This is a genomic window from Tritonibacter horizontis (genome assembly GCF_001518015.1).
GTDB lineage: Bacteria > Pseudomonadota > Alphaproteobacteria > Rhodobacterales > Rhodobacteraceae > Epibacterium > Epibacterium horizontis.
Genome location: NZ_LPUY01000085.1, coordinates 23,230 through 39,303, shown reverse-complemented (window position 1 = coordinate 39,303; position 16,074 = coordinate 23,230). Strand labels below are relative to the sequence as shown.

Genomic DNA, 16,074 nt, shown 5'->3' with positions numbered 1-16,074 from the left:
TTCAAAGCCCAATGCGAAACACCTCTGCTCCTCCTGTGGTCATCCACGCCCGCCGCAAACTGTGCTGCGACCGGTCGCGCCGCCGCCTGCACCACCGCCTGTCCGGTCCGGTCCTTGCACATACCTGCGCAGCGACGCTCAACCGAGTCCGCGCATGGGGTCAGCCGTCACCAAGCGTGTCATGCCGCAAGAGACCGATGGGCGCATCGGGGGCGCGGTAGAAATCAAGCGGCGCGGCATCGGCTGCCGGAGTCGCGCGTTTGAATTCATACCGCATCTCGCCCAGATCCGCCTCGGACGCGACGATCAGACACTGGGACAGGTGGCGCGCACCATCGTAGAGATCGACGAGACCGCGCAATTGCGGCACCACATCCGCCTCGACCGAAAACCCGCCGCTCCATTGTCGCAGCACCGGGTAGATCTCCTCGCCCACATGGACCCGGAGGCGATTCTTTTTCTTCATGTCCTGAAGGCGCGCCTGGTCCAGGGCATCCTGCACGGATTTGGGAACAAATGTGGTCATGGGCAGCACCTCCAGCACTCTGCGAGCCATTTAAAGATTGAGGTGAAAAGGGCTAAAATCAAGTGAAGACCCCGCGCCCTGCGCTGCAATGTGCCGACTGTGGTGCCCCTGCCGCGCCCGTGCGTCTGTCCCATCCCCCAGGTCAGGCAGGCCCGACGATGGCTGTGCGTCGATGCATAGTCGCTGCGCATCGGCACAGGTGGCCGCAACGGCGCGCATTCCCTATCCTTTGCCCATGATCCAGAGGAGAAAGGGCCCACGATGGGACTGCTAGTTGACGGCGAATGGCACGATGTGTGGTACGATACGAAATCGCAAGGCGGCGCGTTCAAACGGTCCGAGGCGCAGTTCCGCAACTGGCTGACCGCAGATGGCAGCGTCGGCCCAGATGGGCAGGACGGCTTCAAGGCGGAAAGCGGCCGCTATCATCTTTATGTTTCCTATGCCTGCCCCTGGGCCCATCGCACCCTGATCTTTCGCAAGCTGAAAGGCCTGGAAGACCATATCAGCGTCTCGGCCGTCCATCCCGACATGCTGGACAAGGGCTGGACCTTCAAAACGGATGATAGCGGGGCCACCGGCGACGCCCTTTTTGGCTTCGACTACATGCATCAGATCTATACCAAGGCCGACCCGACCTATTCCGGTCGGGTGACGGTGCCGGTGCTCTGGGACAAGGCCAACAATACCATCGTCAGCAACGAAAGCGCCGAGATCATCCGTATGTTCAATTCGGCCTTCAACGAGATCACCGGCAACAGGCTTGATCTCTGGCCCGAAGAGCTGCGCGAACCGATCGAGGCGGTCAATGCCCGCGTCTATGACAGCGTGAACAACGGCGTCTACAAATCCGGCTTTGCCACCACGCAAGAGGCCTATGACGCCGCCGTGGTGCCGCTGTTTGACAGTCTGGACTGGCTGGAAGACGTGCTGAGCCAGCATCGTTATCTTCTCGGCGACCGGCTGACCGAGGCCGACTGGCGGCTCTTTACCACCCTGGTGCGCTTCGATCCGGTCTATCACTTGCATTTCAAATGCAACCGGCGGCGGTTGATCGACTACCCCAACCTCTGGGCCTATACGCGCGAACTCTATCAGATGCCGGGTGTGGCCGAGACCATCGTGATGCCCCATATCGTGCGGCACTACCACTACAGCCACGACACCATCAATCCGAACCGGATCCTGCCGATCAACCCGGTTCTGGACTGGACGGCCCCGCATAACCGGGGCTGATCAGCGCCCTGTGCGGGCCCCCTGCGTCCTGTACCGCAGGGGACCCGCCGTGCTTGCATAATCCGGCAGGCTGAGACATATCGGGGCGGGACCGCACAGGACAAAAGGCCATCCCGCCATGGCAGACCCGAGCATCAGCGCGACATCCGGCCCGCAGACCGCTGCCCCCGAAGGCACGGCTGAGACGGGCCGCGACCACGGCGGCAACCTTGGCGCGGCGATGGCAAAATTCGGCGGGCGGCGGGCAGATTGGATCGACCTGTCGACAGGGATCAACCCGACGCCCTATCCGCTGCCCCAGCTGACGACAGAGGACTGGACCGCCCTGCCCGACCGCGCAGCGCAGATGGCGCTGATCGAGGCGGCCCGCCGCTTCTGGTCCGTGCCGGAGGGGGCCGACATCCTCGCCGCGCCGGGGGCCTCGGCGCTGATCGCGCGCCTGCCCGCCCTCCGCCCGGCCCGCAGCGTGCGGATCGAGACCCCGACCTATAACGAGCACGCCGCCGCATTTGCACAACAGGGCTGGCAGGTCCAAAGCGCCGGCCCGGCAGAGGCGCAGGTCGCCGTGCATCCCAACAATCCCGATGGTCGCATGTGGCTGGCCGAGGAATTGACCGCGCCGTTCTGTGTCATCGACGAAAGCTTCTGCGACATCTGTCCGGCCCAGAGCCTGATCGCCCACGCGGCGCTGCCCGGAACCGTGGTGCTGAAAAGCTTTGGCAAATTCTGGGGGCTGGCAGGTTTGCGGCTTGGGTTTGCCATCGGCGACCCGGATCTGATCGCAGCCCTGCGCGATGCCATGGGGCCCTGGGCCGTTTCCGGTCCGGCGCTGCGGGTGGGAACTGCGGCGCTCTGCGATCTGGACTGGGCCGATGCCACCCGCCGCTATCTGGCCGATGCGGCCTCGCGGCTTGACCAGTTGATGCAGCGGGCCGGGGCGCAGACCGTTGGCGGAACGGATTTGTTCCGGCTATATGACGTCGAAGATGCGGCAGCTTGGCAGGACCGTCTGGCCCGCGCCCAGGTCTGGAGCCGTATCTTTCCCTATTCGACCCGTTTCCTGCGCCTCGGCCTGCCGCCAGAGCCGCGCTGGCATCAGCTGGAGGCTGCCCTGTCATGAATACTGCCCTGGTCCTGGCCCTTGCACTGGTTCTGGACGCCGTCGCAGGCGAACCAAAATGGCTCTGGTCGCGCCTGCCGCATCCGGCGGTGCTGATGGGGCGGCTGGTCCAGGCCCTTGACGATCACCTGAACGATGGCGAAGGCCGCCGGGGCAAGGGAATTGCCGCTGTGCTGGCGCTGGTTCTCACCGGGCTGATCCTGGGCTGGATCCTGTCGTGGTTCGGCGGAGTGGTCAGCGTGCTGATCGCGGCGGTGCTGATCGCCCAACGCTCGCTGATCGACCATGTGCGCGCCGTCGCCTTTGGCTTGCGGGACACTCTGACCTCCGGCCGCGCCGCCGTGGCTCAGATCGTCAGCCGGGACACCGCGCAGATGACCGGGCCGCAAGTGGCGCGCTCGGCCATCGAAAGCGGCGCCGAGAATTTCTCGGACGGGGTGATTGCCCCGGCGTTCTGGTTTCTGGTCGCCGGCCTGCCGGGGGTGTTGATCTACAAGCTGATCAACACCGCCGACAGCATGATCGGTTACCGCACCGAAGCCTACGAAGAGTTCGGCTGGGCGGCGGCGCGTCTGGACGATCTGCTGAACCTGGTCCCCGCCCGCCTGAGCGCCCTTCTGATCGCGCTGGTCTCTGGCCGTCTCAGCGACTGGGGCGACATCGCGGCGGATGCGCAGAAACACCGCTCCCCCAATGCCGGCTGGCCGGAAGCCGCGATGGCGCGCGCCCTCAACGTGGCGCTGGCCGGGCCACGGTCCTATGACGGCGAGATGCGCGATTTTGCCTGGATCCATGCCACCGGCAGCAAGAGTGCCGACGCCCATTCCATCCAGCGCTGCATCGGTTTTCTCTGGCGATCTTGGGGGCTTGCCCTCGCGGTGACGGTTGCATTGTCCCTGCTGTTCTAGATAACGTGCCCTGAAACAAACCGACCGAAGGACGACAACATGCGCGTGCTGCCCAGCCTCAAAGCGGTCCTGCGCCGCACCGCCCTGACAACGGTGCTGGCCGCCGCACTGGCGGGGGCCCCCGGACTTGCCTTCGCGCAATGTGGCGGGAACTTTCAGGATTTCATCCGCGGGCTTAAGGACGAAGCGGTCGCCGCAGGATATCCGATCGCAACAGTAAACGGGTTCTTTGACGGTGTCGCACAGGATCCCAAAGTCCTGCGGGCCGACCGCGCACAAGGCGTGTTCCAGAAGCCATTCATTGAATTTTCCCGACACCTTATCTCGCAGGATCGCCTGAACCGCGGTCAGCGCAAGGCGCAGGAATTCGACAATATCTTTGGCCGGATCGAAGCAACCTATGGCATCGACCGGAGTGTTCTGTTGGCTTTCTGGGCTTTCGAGACCGACTATGGCGCCTTCCAGGGCGATTTCAACACCCGCAACGCGCTGGTAACCCTGGCCCATGACTGTCGTCGCCCGGACCTGTTCCGGCCACAGATCTTCTCGGCGCTGGAGCTTTACCGGCAGGGTGATTTCGAACCCAATGGCACCACCGGCGCCTGGGCTGGTGAAATCGGCATGGTGCAGATGCTGCCCGGAGACATCCTCGCCCATGGGGTCGATGCGGATGGCGATGGACATGTCACCCTCAAGACCTCGGCGGCCGATGCCCTGATGTCTGGCGCCCGGATGCTGTCCCATCTCGGTTGGCGCCCGAATGAACCCTGGCTGCAGGAGGTGACCCTGCCTGCGGGCATGGATGTGTCCCGCTCTGGTCCCGCCTATGAGGCCCCGATCTCAGAATGGTCCGCGATGGGTGTTGCGCCGCGCCGGGGCGGTTTTGCGATGAAAGACACCAAGGCCTCGCTGCTGCTGCCGCAGGGCCACAAAGGGCCGGCCTTTCTGGCCTATCCGAATTTTGATGTCTATTTTGAATGGAATCAAAGCTTTACCTATGTTTTGACCGCCGCCTATTTCGCCACCCGCCTGGCCGGGGCCGATGTGTACGACGCGGGGTCCCCGGACGCGGGCCTGTCGGGCGAACAGATGAAGACGCTGCAGCGCCGCCTGCAAGCGCGCGGTCACGACGTCGGTGCGGTCGATGGCATATTGGGTGCCAATACCCGGCTGGCCGTGCAGAAGGAACAGATGCGACTGGGGTTGCCTGCTGACGCCTGGCCGACGGTAGCGCTGCTGAACGCGCTCTGACCGACAGGTAAAAGCCGACGCCCAGAGGGGGCCGGTGCCGGCCCTTTGGTCCCTTGACCGGGGCGCTATGCCACCAGAGCTTCGGCCTTTTTCAGGTCAACCGACACCAGCTGGCTGACGCCTTTTTCCTGCATGGTGACGCCAAACAGCCGATCCATGCGCGCCATGGTCACCGCATGGTGGGTGATGATCAGGAACCGCGTGTCGGTCTGGCGGCACATCTCGTCCAGCAGGTCGCAGAACCGGGTGACATTGGCATCATCAAGCGGCGCGTCGACCTCGTCCAGCACGCAGATGGGCGCGGGATTTGACAGGAACACGGCAAAGATCAGCGCCATTGCGGTCAGCGTCTGTTCGCCACCGGACAGCAACGACAGGGTCGAGAGTTTCTTGCCCGGTGGCTGGCACATGATCTCCAGCCCGGCGTCCAGCGGGTCGTCGCTTTCGACCATCAACAGGTTCGCCTCACCACCACCAAACAGATGGGTGAACAGCATGGTGAAAGAGGCGTTGACCTGTTCAAACGCGGTCAAAAGCCGTTCGCGCCCTTCCCGGTTCAGCGAGGAAATTCCAGAGCGCAGCGTCTTTACCGCCTCCTCCAGGTCCAGCTTTTCCGCCACCAGCGTATCGTATTCTTCCTGAACCTCGCGCGCATCTTCCTCGGCCCGCAAGTTAACCGCCCCGAGCGCGTCGCGCTGGCGTTTGTGGCGGTTGACCTCGACCTCCAGATCCTCGGCATTTGGCATCTCTTCGGTGGGCACGCCAAGTTTGTCAAAAAGCGCCTGCGGCGACATTTGCATGTCTTCTTCGATACGCTCGGCGGCGGCGGCCATGGTTTCACGGGCGGCTTCCGACAAGGCGTCGGAACGAGCGCGGGCTTCGCGCGCTTCAGAGGCCAGACGCTCGGCTTCGCGTTCGCTGTGCACGGCTTCGCGCAGCACGCCCTCTGCCGCGACCAGCGCATCGGTGGCGGCGGCCTTGCGGCTTTCGGCATCGGCGATCTGTTCGCTCAGCTCCTCGCGCATTTCCGCAATCTCACCGGGGACGGCCAGCGCGTCTTCCAGTTCTTCCTGGCTGGCCTCGCGCCGCTCTTCCAGCTCGGAAATGCGTTTGCCAGCCGATTCGAGCCGCAAGCGCCAACCGGAGATTTCCTTGGTCACGGTCTGCGCCCGTTTGGTGCGGGCCTCGCCCTCGCGACGCAACTCGTCATGCGCGGAACGGTGGGACAGCATGGTGATCCGCGCCGCCTCGACGCTGTGCTTGATGTCCTCGACCTTGGCGCGGGCCTCTGCCAGGTTGCCAAGGCCAGCCTGCGCAGTCTCCGCTTCCTTGAGCTGGAGGCTCGCGGTCATCGCGTCCTCCTCGTGGCGCGCCACGGCGATGGCAAAATTCTCCAGTTTGCCTTCGGCAAGGTTGCGCTCCGCCTCGGCACGGCTGAGCGCGCGGGCGGCGTCGGCAACGCGCTGGTCGGCGGCGCGCCGGGCCTGCCGGGCGTTCTGGTCGGCGCGGGTCACCTCTTCCAGCTTGCGTTTCAGGTTTTCATGCGCCGCCTGCGCCCCCTCGGCGCGGGCAGAGGCATGGGCCATGTCCTGTTTCAGCGCTTCGAGGCGGTTCATCTGCTCTAGCCGCATGGCCGCGGCAGAGGGCGCATCCTCCGCCCAGGACCGGTACCCGTCCCAGCGCCACAGGTCGCCCTCAAGCGTGACTAGCCGCTGGCCCGGTTTCAGATCCGTCTGCAGATCAGCGGCCTGATCCGGCTCCACCACTGCAATCTGCGAAATCCGCCGCCACAGCGCCTGCGGACCGTCCACATATTTCGCCAGCGGATCGGTGCCCGCCGGCAGCGGCAGATCCTGCGCATAGGCTGGAAGGTTGAGCCAACCTGTCGGCCCCTCGCTGTCCGCAAGCGGGGCCCGCAGATCATCGGCCAATGCCGCCCCCAGCGCCTTTTCATAGCCCGGTGTAACCCGCAGGTCGTCCATGATCTGGCCGCCCTCCGCGGTGTCACGTTCGACCAGTTTCGCAAGCGCCGTGACCTCGGCCCGCAAGGCCCCCAGCTCTCCCTCTGCCTCGGAGCGTTGGGCCCGCGCTTCGGTTTCCTGGGCTTGGGTTTCGGTACGCATCTCGTCGGCCTCAGCCAGCGCCTCCTCGGCCATCTCGCCGGCCTCGCGCGCCTCTTCCTCGGCCTCGACCGCAGCGGCAAAGGCGTCTTGTGACCCGGCCAGGGCCGCGCGCGCAGCTGCCATCGCCTCGCGCGCCTTGCGGCCCTCGCCCTCGGCACGGTCGAAGGCACGGCGGCAATCCTCGACCAGACGCTGGGCGGATTGGTGGCGGGCGGCTAGACGGGCAACGTCTTCGGTCACCTGCGCCAGATGGTCCTCGCCCGTTTGCAGCACGGAACCGGACTCCTTGGCGCGCTCCGCCGCCTCTTCCATCCGGTCCTCGTGGCCCTCGCTGGCCTTGGCCAGTTCGCGTTTTTCCCACTCCAGCCGTTCGATGGTTTCGCCGGCATCCTTGTTCAGCCCGGACTCGCGATCAATATCGTTGCCAAGTTGCAGGATCCGGTTGTTGAGCCGCTCGATGGTCTGGCGCGCCTGCGCGTCCTGATCCGAAAGCGCATCACGCTGCACGACAAAACGTTGCAGCACCGCCGCCGCGATCGCTTCCTCCTCGCGCAGCGGGGGCAGGCCCTCTTCGGCCTCTGTCCGCTGGATCGCCGCCGCGCGCGCCAGAGCCTCGGCCTTGGCGGCTTGGGTGACCCGGAGCCGCAGATCTTCTTCGGTCTGGGCCCGGGCATCGTCAGCCTCGCGCCATCGCCGATAAAGCAGCATGCCTTCGGCCAGACGCAGCTTTTCGCCGATCTCGCGGTAGCGTTGCGCCTGTTTCGCCTGCCGCCCCAACTGGCCCAACTGGGTGGCGAGCTGTTCAATCACATCATCGACGCGCAGCAGGTTTTGTTCCGTACTGCGCAGTTTCAGCTCCGCCTCATGGCGCCGTTGATAGAGACCGGAAATCCCCGCTGCCTCTTCCAGCACACGGCGGCGCGATTTGGGCTTGGCATTGATCAATTCGGAGATCTGCCCCTGCCGGACCAGGGCCGGGGAATGGGCGCCGGTCGAGGCATCCGCAAACAGCATCTGCACGTCCTTGGCCCGCACGTCCTTGGTGTTCGCCTTATAGGCAGAACCGATGTCGCGGGTGATCCGCCGCACAATATCAAGCTGGTCAGCGTCGTTGAATCCAGAGGGCGCGAGCCGTTCGGAATTATCGATCTGCAGGCTGACTTCAGCGAAATTGCGGGCCGGACGAGTGGCCGTGCCGGCAAAGATCACATCCTCCATGCCGCCGCCACGCATCGCCTTGGCCCGCGTTTCCCCCATCACCCAGCGCAAGGCCTCCAGCAGGTTGGACTTGCCGCAGCCGTTTGGGCCCACAACACCAGTCAGACCATCCGCGATGATCAGGTCGGTGGGGTCCACAAAGCTTTTGAAGCCAGTCAGCCGGAGTTTGGAGAAACGCAAGATCGCCCTTTCTGGTGATTCCGTTGCCAGAAATCACATCGGCTTGAGCGGCGGGAGTCAACGGCAAGTCCCGCAAAATCGGGACTTAGCCATAGGTCTCTACACTATATCTTGTGGATAACCCCCAAATCATTGGGGCTCTGACAAGATCCGCCCCAAACGGGCCACGCCCTCGGCGATCTGTGTTTCGGAACTGTTGGAGAAGCTCAGACGCAGGGTGTTGGCCCCGGACCCATCGGCGAAAAAGGCCTGACCGGGGACAAACGCCACCTGTTCCTGCGCAAGTGCACGTTGCAACAGCGCCGCGCCGTCCTGTCCCGTCGGCAGCGTCAGCCAGACAAACATGCCGCCCTCGGGTCGCACCCAGCTGACACCGGCGGGCATATGCTGCTCCAGTGCCCGAAGCATCGCGTCGCGGCGACGGCCATAAACCGCGCGCAGGGTCGCGGTGTGGCTCTCATAGAGCGCGGCGGCGACCTGATGGGTGGCGATCTGGTTCAGGGTCGCGGAATGGAGGTCCGCCGCCTGTTTCATCAGCACCAGTTGCGCAATCACCGGACTGGCGGCAACCACCCAGCCGACCCGCAATCCCGGCGACAGGGTTTTGGAAAACGTGCCGCAATAGATCGTGCGACAGGCCTCCAGGTCGCCGCCCTTCCGGGCCTGTTCAAGGGCCAGAATCGGCGCCACCGGCTCCCCCTCATACCGAAGCGCCTGATAGGCCGCATCCTCGATCACGGCGCAATTCAGCGCCTCGGCCACATCCAGCACCGCAAGCCGCTCTGCCTGCGTCAGCGTCTCGCCGGTGGGATTGGCAAAGTCCGGGCTGAGATAGGCAAATTTCACCCGGCCACCGGCCACCTCTGCCGCAATCGCATAAGAGACCGGTGGTTGGTTGTCGCCAATTCTAAGCTGATCGAACCGAGGCTCATAAGCATTGAAGGCAGCAATGGCACCCAGGTACGTGGGCCAGCCCACCAGCGCGGTATCATTCGGGCTGAGGAACAGCTTGCCAAGGTAATCGAGCGCCTGCTGCGACCCGGAGGTGATCAGCACCTGTTCCGGCCCACAGGTCACCCCGAGCGTTGCCATGTGATCGGCGATCCATTCCCGCAGTGGCAGATAGCCCTCGCTGACGGAATATTGCAACGACCTGGCCTGACGACCGGGGCTGAGCGCATCCTGAAAGGCCTCGGCAAAGGCCTCCGCAGGAAACAGGGCCGGGTCCGGGATACCGCCGGCGAATGACAACATGCCAGGCTGATCCAGCAACTTCAGAAGCTCGCGAATTTCTGATGCTTTCATGCGGGACATTCGTTTCGCAAATTGCGCTGAGAGACTCATTTTGGTTATTTCCTTTCCTCGCCTGCTTGCTAACGACACAAAACGGGAAAACATGTCAATAGTACTGACCTATTATTTCACCCTTCGTGATCTTGCGAGACGGGTGACAAAGTGGTCATATGAGTTTACCAATTCAAAAACAGAGACCCGATATGCCCTTTCAAAAAGTTCAGCCCGAAAAACTCTCGGCGGCGGTGGTGCGCCAGATCGAGAAGCTGATCCTGCGCGGAATTTTGCGTCCAGGCGAACGTCTTCCCTCGGAACGCGAACTCTCAGAGCGGCTTGGCGTGTCGCGGCCCTCGCTGCGCGATGCCCTGTCGGATCTGCAGGACCGTGGGTTGCTGGCCAGCCGGGCCGGGTCCGGGGTGTTCGTGGCGGATGTGCTTGGGTCTGCCTTTTCCCCCGCCCTGATCCAGTTGTTTTCGAGCGATGACGAAGCGGTGTTCGACTACCTGTCCTTTCGCCGCGATCTGGAAGGTCTGGCGGCAGAGCGCGCCGCCAAGTTCGGCTCGGACGCCGATCTGGAGGTGATCCAGGCGATCTTTGACAAGATGAAACAGGCCGGCGATCCGGGGCAGTCCGAAGACGCCGCCGAGCTGGATGCGCAGTTTCATTCCGCCATCCTAGAGGCGAGCCATAACGTCGTCCTGCTGCATATGATGCGCTCCATGTTCGACATGCTGCGCAAGGGGGTGTTCTACAACCGGCGCGTCATGTTCAATCAACACACCAGTTTTGACGCGCTGATCGAGCAGCACCATGCGATCAACGCCGCCCTGCAGGCGCGGGACCCAAAGGCGGCGCGGCAAGCGGTCGAAACCCATCTCGACTATGTGAAACAAGCATTGGAAGAGCAGATCCGCGCCGACCGCAATGCTGAAATCGCAGCGCAGCGCCTGCAGCACGAGCTGTCGCGCTAGGCCCGCCTAGACCGCGGTGCTGTCGATAAACGTGCGGGTATCCGGGTGCAGGGCGGCGGTAAAGATCATTTCTGCCGTGTCGATTTCCACCAGTCGCCCCTGTTCCAGATGGGCGACGCGATCCGCGATCTGCGCCGTTTCCGCCAGCGTCGGCGTCACCAGAACAATCGTATGATCCGCCTTCAGCTCGCCCACGAGTTGATTCAAAAGAGCCAGCTCCGTCTGGTCAATGGACCCCGTGGTCCGGTCCAGCAACAAGACCTCCGGCCGAACTGCAAGTGCCCGTGCAAGACAGAGCAACCGCTGCTGGTGCACTGGCAGATCGGTTCCCCGCCTGCGATGAAGATCGTCGCGGACCACATGCCACAGATGGCAGCGCCGCAGGGTCTCTTCGACCAGATCCGCCATCGACGCCTTGTCCATGGCGATCCGGTGCAGCCGCGCCCCATATGCGATATTGTCCCAGATCGAGGTCGGAAAAGGGGTCACCTGTTGCGGCACAAATGCAATCATCCGGCGCAGGTGCGGCAGATCACAGTGCGGGTCATAAATGTCGTGATCCAGATAGCGCAGCCTCCCCTGGGTCGCGGCGCCCCGGCTTTCATCCAGCAAGCGGACAATGGCGCGCAGCAGCGCCGACTTTCCCGCCCCGGCCCGACCAATCAGCCCCAGAACCTCTCCTCTGCGGAGATCAAACGTGATGTCGGACAACACCTGCTTGCGATCCAGAGCGATGCCAAAGTTCTGAAGCGAGATCACCGTTTCGACGGGTGGCGCGACCGACGCAAGCGATTGATGGAGCGGAAGAGAGTGAAACATGCCCGGCCTGTCCTGAACAGTGTCGTTTTCCCCGGATGTCGCACGTCGGGGTTAACGGGTCATCTCTCAAATGTTGACGTCATAAAAACTTCATAAAACAGAGCAATTTCTGCTTAAAAAACAAAAGCCCCGGCGTTTCTGCCGGGGCTTTTGAAAATCTGTTGGACTCAGACTGATCAGTGCAGTTTGGTGTCCACGTCCTGAATGGCGGCGTCGATCAGCTTGTTGGCTTCGGCGGCCGTCATCTGCTTGGAGATCACCTGATCGGCGACCTCGATTGCGATGACGATAGCCCGATCACGCACGTCTTTCACGGCAGCCGCTTCGGCAGAGGCGATCTGCTCGACGGCAGCCGCCAGACGGCGGGCAATCGAACGTTCCAGCTCTGCTTTGGCCTGTTCAGCCGCCGCAGCCGCCTCATCGCGCGCGTTGGCAACGATGCGATCCGCCTGGGCCTGAACGTCTTGCTGCTTGCGCTCGTAGGAGGCCAGAAGGGTCTGGGCCTCTTCACGAAGCGCACGCGCCTCTTCCAGCTCTGCCTTGATGCTGTCCGCACGATTGTCCAACTGCTTGCCGATCATAGACGGCACTTTGGCAGCGAGCAGGATGCCAACAAACAGGACAAAGGCGAGGATCACGACAAAATCGGTGTTGCCGAGGTTGGCGCCACCACCAGCCGCGAAGGCGGGCGTGGTGGACAGAAGTGTCAGAGCCAGTGCAATGGTGTTGCGCATGTTCTTAGCCCTCCGTCCGTTCGGCGACCGCAGCCGCGATGAGTTTCGTATCGTCCTTGCCACCAAGTGCTTCGACCAGGGCCGAGGCGGTGTCGGAGGCGACGAGTTTCACATTATCCAGCGCCGTGGCGCGGATTTCGGCGATGGCGGTTTCGGATTCTGCTGTCTTGGCAGCAATTTCCGCATCCGCTTTGGCGATCGCTTCGTCTACTTCGGCCTGAATTTCAGCCCGGGTCTCGGCGGCGATGCGCTGCGCCTCGGCCCGGGCATCCGCCAGAGCCTTGTTATAAGCGTTTTCGGCCTCTACTGCCTTGGCTTTGAGATCTTCAGCCGCGGCGAGGTCATTGGTGATGGTGCCCTGACGCTCGTTGAGGATCGCTGCGATACGAGGCAGCGCAACGCGCGAGAGGATAAGGTAGATCACGACAAGCGTGACCAGAAGCCACCAGATCTGGTTTCCGTAGGTCGAGAAATCCAGCTGCGGCATGCCGGAAGAACCGTGGGCGGCAGCATCTGCTGCGCCGTGTGCCGCGTCGGCAGCCCCATGACCTGCGTCATGCGTATTAGATGCCATGTCGTCCTCCTATGGAACTTGCCGTTACACCGGGCGGGGCGCGGTTGGCACTCCGCCCGGCCGTAAGGAAAAAGATTCCGAAGGTCTTAGACGGCGAACATCAGCAGCAGAGCAACCAGGAACGAGAAGATGCCCAGAGCTTCCGCGAATGCGATGCCGATGAAGAGAGTTGCGGTTTGGGACGCAGCTGCAGAGGGGTTGCGCAGCGCGCCTGCCAGGAAGTTAGCAGCAACGTTGCCAACACCAAGAGCAGCAATACCAGTACCCATGCCAGCCAGGCCAGCGCCGATGTATGCGAGATCGCCTTCCATGATAGTATCTCCTTACGATTTGGAAGTTGCAGATTGGTAGTTCAGACCAGCAGTCCGTGCGGGGTTTAGTGCGACGGGTGCAGCGCGTCCTTGAGATAGACGCAGGTCAGAATGGTGAACACGTAGGCCTGAATGAAGGCCACGAGTACCTCCAGCGCATAGAAGGCGCTGATGGCGAAAATCGGCAGGAAAGAGGCTGCACCAAGTGCGCCGGCAAACCCTGCAAAAACTTTGAGAACCGCGTGGCCCGCCATGATGTTGCCTGCCAGACGAATGCAGAGGCTCACGGGGCGCACGAAGTAGGAAATCACCTCGATCAGGGCCAGGATGGGACGCAGCGCCAGCGGGGCGGAGCTGACCCAGAACAGGCCGAGGAATTTGACCCCATGCAGAACGAAGCCAGTGATGGTGATGGCGACGAAGACAACGACAGCCAGCACGCCGGTCACAGCGAAATGCGACGTGGTGGTGAAGGACATCGGGATCAGGCCGAGGAAGTTGGCGGTCACGATGAACATGAACAGGGTCATGATGTATGGGAAGAACTTGACGGCATCCTTGCCGGCCACGTCTTCAACCATCTTGTAGATAAACCCGTAGGCCAGCTCGGCGATGGACTGTGCCCGCGACGGAACGATACCGCGGTTGGCAGAGCCCATGACCAGCAGGACGAAGATCGCGCCGATGGCCAGGAACATCCAGAGGGTGACGTTGGTGGGCGTGTACCAGGCAACGTGATCGCCGCCAAAGAGCGCCTTAACGGTGAACTGATCCATCGGATGGATCGCCAGACCGGCATGTTCGGGTGCGAACACAAGGCCCGATACGAGCACCAGAGCCAAAGCTACGTAAAAGAACAGTTTGCCCATCGTTCCGCTTCTCCTGTCGCCGGGCGCTGGCCCGACATTCATACGTCTTTGTCAGCTTTGGCGTGCTTGTCCGCCTCGGCCATTTGTTTGTCCTGAATCTCGCGTGCGCTGCGGAGCATTACCTTCACCCCGGCGGCCAGACCCAGCATTAAGAACAGCACCATGAAGATGGGCATCGTTCCAAAAAGGAAGTCCAGCCCGTATCCGATGCTGAGACCGATCACCAGACCGGCCACCAATTCCGTCACCATCCGCCAGGCCTGATTGGCCATCGAATAGTGTTCATCCGCGCGTGGCGCTGGCGTCTCGTGCGCCTGTTTGGCGGCCGCCAGCTTTTCCTCAAGCTGCGCCAAGCGCTGCTTTTGGTCATCGTCGATCAACGGACGCATCCTCACCCGAATTCTGTCGCTGTTGCTAAGCGGTCCCCCGCTTAGAGTCAATTGCGCATAGACCGTTCCGGAAAGTTATGATTATTCACTGTTTGTAACCACTTGAGCGAATTCATCAGGCCTCTCGCGACGCGGCATGCCGCGCCGATGACGCCAAACCGGCCGGTTTTTGATATTCAACCATTTGGTTGATCTTGAAATCACGCCACACCAACACGCCGCCGGAACAGACGGCCATCGATCAGCAACAGACCAAAAAGGATGGCAAAAAGCCCCAGCAGATGGCTCGGCGCCAAGGTCTCGTCCAGCACCAGCACGCCGAGGGTCAGGGCAGAGGTCGGAGCAATCAGCGTGGGCAGGGTGATGTTGGTCGGCCCCACACGCGGCAGCACCCAGTACATCGCGATGAAGGCCGCCGAGGTCAGCACGAACCCGATAAAGGCCAAGGCCCCCCAGGCCTGCAGGCTGAGCGCCGGCGGCAGCCCTTCGCTCTGCACCGCCAGGGGCAGCATCACCAGCGTGGCCCCGGTCAGCGCCCAGGCCACCAGCACCACGGATTCCATGGCGCGGAACTGGCGGGCGACATTGACCGAAAACGCATAGCACAGCGGGGCGCCAAGGGTGATGCAGACGGCCCAGATCGCAGACGGCTCGCCCGCGTGCAGGACTGGCAGGGACAGGATCACGATGCCGCCAATCCCCGCCGCCACACCGAGGCTCTTGCGCCAGCTTGCCCGCTCGCCACCCGGCCAGAAATGGGTGACCAAGACGGCCAGCGCCGGAGTGCTTGCGTTGACGATACCGGCAACGCCGCTGGCAATATGCTGCTGGCCAATCGCATAAAACGTAAACGGCGCCGCATAGCTCAACATGCCAAAGCCTGCCAGACCAAGCGCCCGCCCCGGCGAGACCTGCCAGCGCCGTCCCCGTCCCAACAGGAAGATCCAGCAGCCCAGCGCGCCAAAACCGACCCGCCCGGTGGAAATCCACAGCGGGTCAAGTTCACGCAGCAGCACCGCGTTGAACATGAACGACATGCCCCAGCCGATGCCAAGGATAACGATAATCGCCCAGTCGCGCAGCCCCATGCTGACCTCCCTTTCAACAGTTGGCGCTCTTGTGCGCTGCGGCTTCGGGATTGTCGACCCGGCTCCTGCGCATTAGGAGTGGTCGCCATGACCGAAACGCTCGACACAGTTTTTGCGGCCCTTGCCGACCCGACCCGTCGGGCGATCCTGTCGATGCTGCTTGAGGATGACATGGCCGTGACCGATGTCGCAGACCCGTTTGAAATGTCGCTGGCAGCGATTTCAAAACATCTGACCATCCTGACCCGCGCAGGTCTGATCACGCAGGAAAAACGCGGCCGGGTGAAATGGTGCAAGCTGGAGCCGGACGCCCTGCGCGCGGCCTCGGTCTGGATGCAGGGGTTCGGTCAGTTCGAACCGGTGAACCTCGACGCCTTCGAACGGTTCCTCGAAAGCGAACTGAACCCTGCAGCGCCCTCGCCCCAGGAGGACGAGCTTTAAAGCGCGGCAATCCAGCGCCAACA

General features: G+C 62.8%; 16 protein-coding genes. 6 read left to right on the top strand and 10 right to left on the bottom strand.

Annotation, left to right across the window (positions count from 1 at the left end; genetic code table 11):
* Positions 1 to 160: 160 nt before the first annotated feature.
* Positions 161 to 526 carry a hypothetical protein gene (locus TRIHO_RS16505; RefSeq protein WP_068246121.1) on the bottom strand — a complete coding sequence of 122 codons (366 nt, stop codon included), beginning with the start codon at positions 524 to 526 and terminating at the stop codon, positions 161 to 163.
* A 261-nt stretch (positions 527 to 787) separates the two neighbouring features.
* Here TRIHO_RS16505 and TRIHO_RS16500 point away from each other — a divergent pair, with 261 nt between their 5' ends.
* From TRIHO_RS16500 to TRIHO_RS16485, 4 genes are all read left to right on the top strand, one after another.
* A complete protein-coding gene (locus TRIHO_RS16500) occupies positions 788 to 1,762 on the top strand; it encodes a glutathione S-transferase family protein (RefSeq protein ID WP_068246118.1) in 975 nt (324 codons plus the stop codon).
* A 118-nt stretch (positions 1,763 to 1,880) separates the two neighbouring features.
* Positions 1,881 to 2,882 carry a threonine-phosphate decarboxylase CobD gene (gene cobD, locus TRIHO_RS16495; RefSeq protein WP_068246115.1) on the top strand — a complete coding sequence of 334 codons (1,002 nt, stop codon included), beginning with the start codon at positions 1,881 to 1,883 and terminating at the stop codon, positions 2,880 to 2,882.
* On the top strand, positions 2,879 to 3,790 hold the full coding sequence (cbiB, locus tag TRIHO_RS16490) for an adenosylcobinamide-phosphate synthase CbiB (protein WP_068246112.1): 912 nt from the start codon (positions 2,879 to 2,881) through the stop codon (positions 3,788 to 3,790). The genes cobD and cbiB overlap by 4 nt, the downstream gene beginning before the upstream one ends.
* 39 nt (positions 3,791 to 3,829) lie before the next feature.
* Positions 3,830 to 5,041: a lytic murein transglycosylase gene (locus TRIHO_RS16485; protein WP_068246105.1), complete on the top strand. Its 1,212-nt coding sequence runs from the start codon at positions 3,830 to 3,832 to the stop codon at positions 5,039 to 5,041.
* A gap of 65 nt (positions 5,042 to 5,106) precedes the next feature.
* Here the strand turns inward: TRIHO_RS16485 and TRIHO_RS16480 are convergent, their stop codons facing one another.
* Both TRIHO_RS16480 and TRIHO_RS16475 read right to left on the bottom strand, forming a co-directional pair.
* Positions 5,107 to 8,562, bottom strand: a complete 3,456-nt coding sequence (locus TRIHO_RS16480; RefSeq protein WP_068246101.1) for a chromosome segregation SMC family protein — start codon at positions 8,560 to 8,562, stop codon at positions 5,107 to 5,109.
* Between the two features lie 129 nt (positions 8,563 to 8,691).
* The gene (locus TRIHO_RS16475; protein ID WP_068246098.1) at positions 8,692 to 9,906 is read right to left on the bottom strand and encodes an aminotransferase-like domain-containing protein; all 1,215 of its coding nucleotides are present in this window, start codon (positions 9,904 to 9,906) and stop codon (positions 8,692 to 8,694) included.
* A gap of 152 nt (positions 9,907 to 10,058) precedes the next feature.
* Between TRIHO_RS16475 and TRIHO_RS16470 the strand changes: the two genes are divergently transcribed.
* Positions 10,059 to 10,826, top strand: coding sequence for a FadR/GntR family transcriptional regulator (locus tag TRIHO_RS16470; protein WP_068246094.1), 768 nt, complete (start codon positions 10,059 to 10,061; stop codon positions 10,824 to 10,826).
* Between the two features lie 6 nt (positions 10,827 to 10,832).
* Here TRIHO_RS16470 and TRIHO_RS16465 read toward each other — a convergent pair whose 3' ends face one another.
* The 7 genes from TRIHO_RS16465 to TRIHO_RS16435 form a co-directional block, all read right to left on the bottom strand.
* Positions 10,833 to 11,645: a phosphate ABC transporter ATP-binding protein gene (locus TRIHO_RS16465; protein WP_068246091.1), complete on the bottom strand. Its 813-nt coding sequence runs from the start codon at positions 11,643 to 11,645 to the stop codon at positions 10,833 to 10,835.
* Positions 11,646 to 11,821: 176 nt separating this feature from the next.
* A complete protein-coding gene (locus TRIHO_RS16460; protein WP_068246088.1) occupies positions 11,822 to 12,379 on the bottom strand; it encodes a F0F1 ATP synthase subunit B in 558 nt (185 codons plus the stop codon).
* A 4-nt stretch (positions 12,380 to 12,383) separates the two neighbouring features.
* Positions 12,384 to 12,953: a F0F1 ATP synthase subunit B' gene (locus tag TRIHO_RS16455; RefSeq protein ID WP_068246081.1), complete on the bottom strand. Its 570-nt coding sequence runs from the start codon at positions 12,951 to 12,953 to the stop codon at positions 12,384 to 12,386.
* Between the two features lie 86 nt (positions 12,954 to 13,039).
* Entirely contained in the window at positions 13,040 to 13,264 is a 225-nt protein-coding gene (locus TRIHO_RS16450; RefSeq protein ID WP_005636439.1) for a F0F1 ATP synthase subunit C, read from the bottom strand.
* A 65-nt stretch (positions 13,265 to 13,329) separates the two neighbouring features.
* Positions 13,330 to 14,133 carry a F0F1 ATP synthase subunit A gene (locus tag TRIHO_RS16445; protein ID WP_068246080.1) on the bottom strand — a complete coding sequence of 268 codons (804 nt, stop codon included), beginning with the start codon at positions 14,131 to 14,133 and terminating at the stop codon, positions 13,330 to 13,332.
* Positions 14,134 to 14,171: 38 nt separating this feature from the next.
* Positions 14,172 to 14,522: an AtpZ/AtpI family protein gene (locus tag TRIHO_RS16440; protein ID WP_408646195.1), complete on the bottom strand. Its 351-nt coding sequence runs from the start codon at positions 14,520 to 14,522 to the stop codon at positions 14,172 to 14,174.
* A 200-nt stretch (positions 14,523 to 14,722) separates the two neighbouring features.
* Positions 14,723 to 15,610: a DMT family transporter gene (locus tag TRIHO_RS16435; RefSeq protein ID WP_068246079.1), complete on the bottom strand. Its 888-nt coding sequence runs from the start codon at positions 15,608 to 15,610 to the stop codon at positions 14,723 to 14,725.
* A gap of 87 nt (positions 15,611 to 15,697) precedes the next feature.
* Here TRIHO_RS16435 and TRIHO_RS16430 point away from each other — a divergent pair, with 87 nt between their 5' ends.
* The gene (locus TRIHO_RS16430) at positions 15,698 to 16,051 is read left to right on the top strand and encodes an ArsR/SmtB family transcription factor (RefSeq protein ID WP_068246076.1); all 354 of its coding nucleotides are present in this window, start codon (positions 15,698 to 15,700) and stop codon (positions 16,049 to 16,051) included.
* Positions 16,052 to 16,074: the final 23 nt, after the last annotated feature.

What these genes read in the sequence shown, in the direction of transcription:
- cbiB (WP_068246112.1), top strand. Translation starts at nt 2,879, where the DNA reads ATGAATACTGCCCTGGTCCTGGCCCTTGCACTGGTTCTGGACGCCGTC.
- cobD (WP_068246115.1), top strand. Translation starts at nt 1,881, where the DNA reads ATGGCAGACCCGAGCATCAGCGCGACATCCGGCCCGCAGACCGCTGCC.
- TRIHO_RS16470 (WP_068246094.1), top strand. Translation starts at nt 10,059, where the DNA reads ATGCCCTTTCAAAAAGTTCAGCCCGAAAAACTCTCGGCGGCGGTGGTG.
- TRIHO_RS16430 (WP_068246076.1), top strand. Translation starts at nt 15,698, where the DNA reads ATGACCGAAACGCTCGACACAGTTTTTGCGGCCCTTGCCGACCCGACC.
- TRIHO_RS16500 (WP_068246118.1), top strand. Translation starts at nt 788, where the DNA reads ATGGGACTGCTAGTTGACGGCGAATGGCACGATGTGTGGTACGATACG.
- TRIHO_RS16460 (WP_068246088.1), bottom strand. Translation starts at nt 12,379, where the DNA reads ATGCGCAACACCATTGCACTGGCTCTGACACTTCTGTCCACCACGCCC.
- TRIHO_RS16445 (WP_068246080.1), bottom strand. Translation starts at nt 14,133, where the DNA reads ATGGGCAAACTGTTCTTTTACGTAGCTTTGGCTCTGGTGCTCGTATCG.
- TRIHO_RS16505 (WP_068246121.1), bottom strand. Translation starts at nt 526, where the DNA reads ATGACCACATTTGTTCCCAAATCCGTGCAGGATGCCCTGGACCAGGCG.
- TRIHO_RS16450 (WP_005636439.1), bottom strand. Translation starts at nt 13,264, where the DNA reads ATGGAAGGCGATCTCGCATACATCGGCGCTGGCCTGGCTGGCATGGGT.
- TRIHO_RS16475 (WP_068246098.1), bottom strand. Translation starts at nt 9,906, where the DNA reads ATGAGTCTCTCAGCGCAATTTGCGAAACGAATGTCCCGCATGAAAGCA.
- TRIHO_RS16440 (WP_408646195.1), bottom strand. Translation starts at nt 14,522, where the DNA reads ATGCGTCCGTTGATCGACGATGACCAAAAGCAGCGCTTGGCGCAGCTT.
- TRIHO_RS16435 (WP_068246079.1), bottom strand. Translation starts at nt 15,610, where the DNA reads ATGGGGCTGCGCGACTGGGCGATTATCGTTATCCTTGGCATCGGCTGG.
- TRIHO_RS16485 (WP_068246105.1), top strand. Translation starts at nt 3,830, where the DNA reads ATGCGCGTGCTGCCCAGCCTCAAAGCGGTCCTGCGCCGCACCGCCCTG.
- TRIHO_RS16455 (WP_068246081.1), bottom strand. Translation starts at nt 12,953, where the DNA reads ATGGCATCTAATACGCATGACGCAGGTCATGGGGCTGCCGACGCGGCA.
- TRIHO_RS16465 (WP_068246091.1), bottom strand. Translation starts at nt 11,645, where the DNA reads ATGTTTCACTCTCTTCCGCTCCATCAATCGCTTGCGTCGGTCGCGCCA.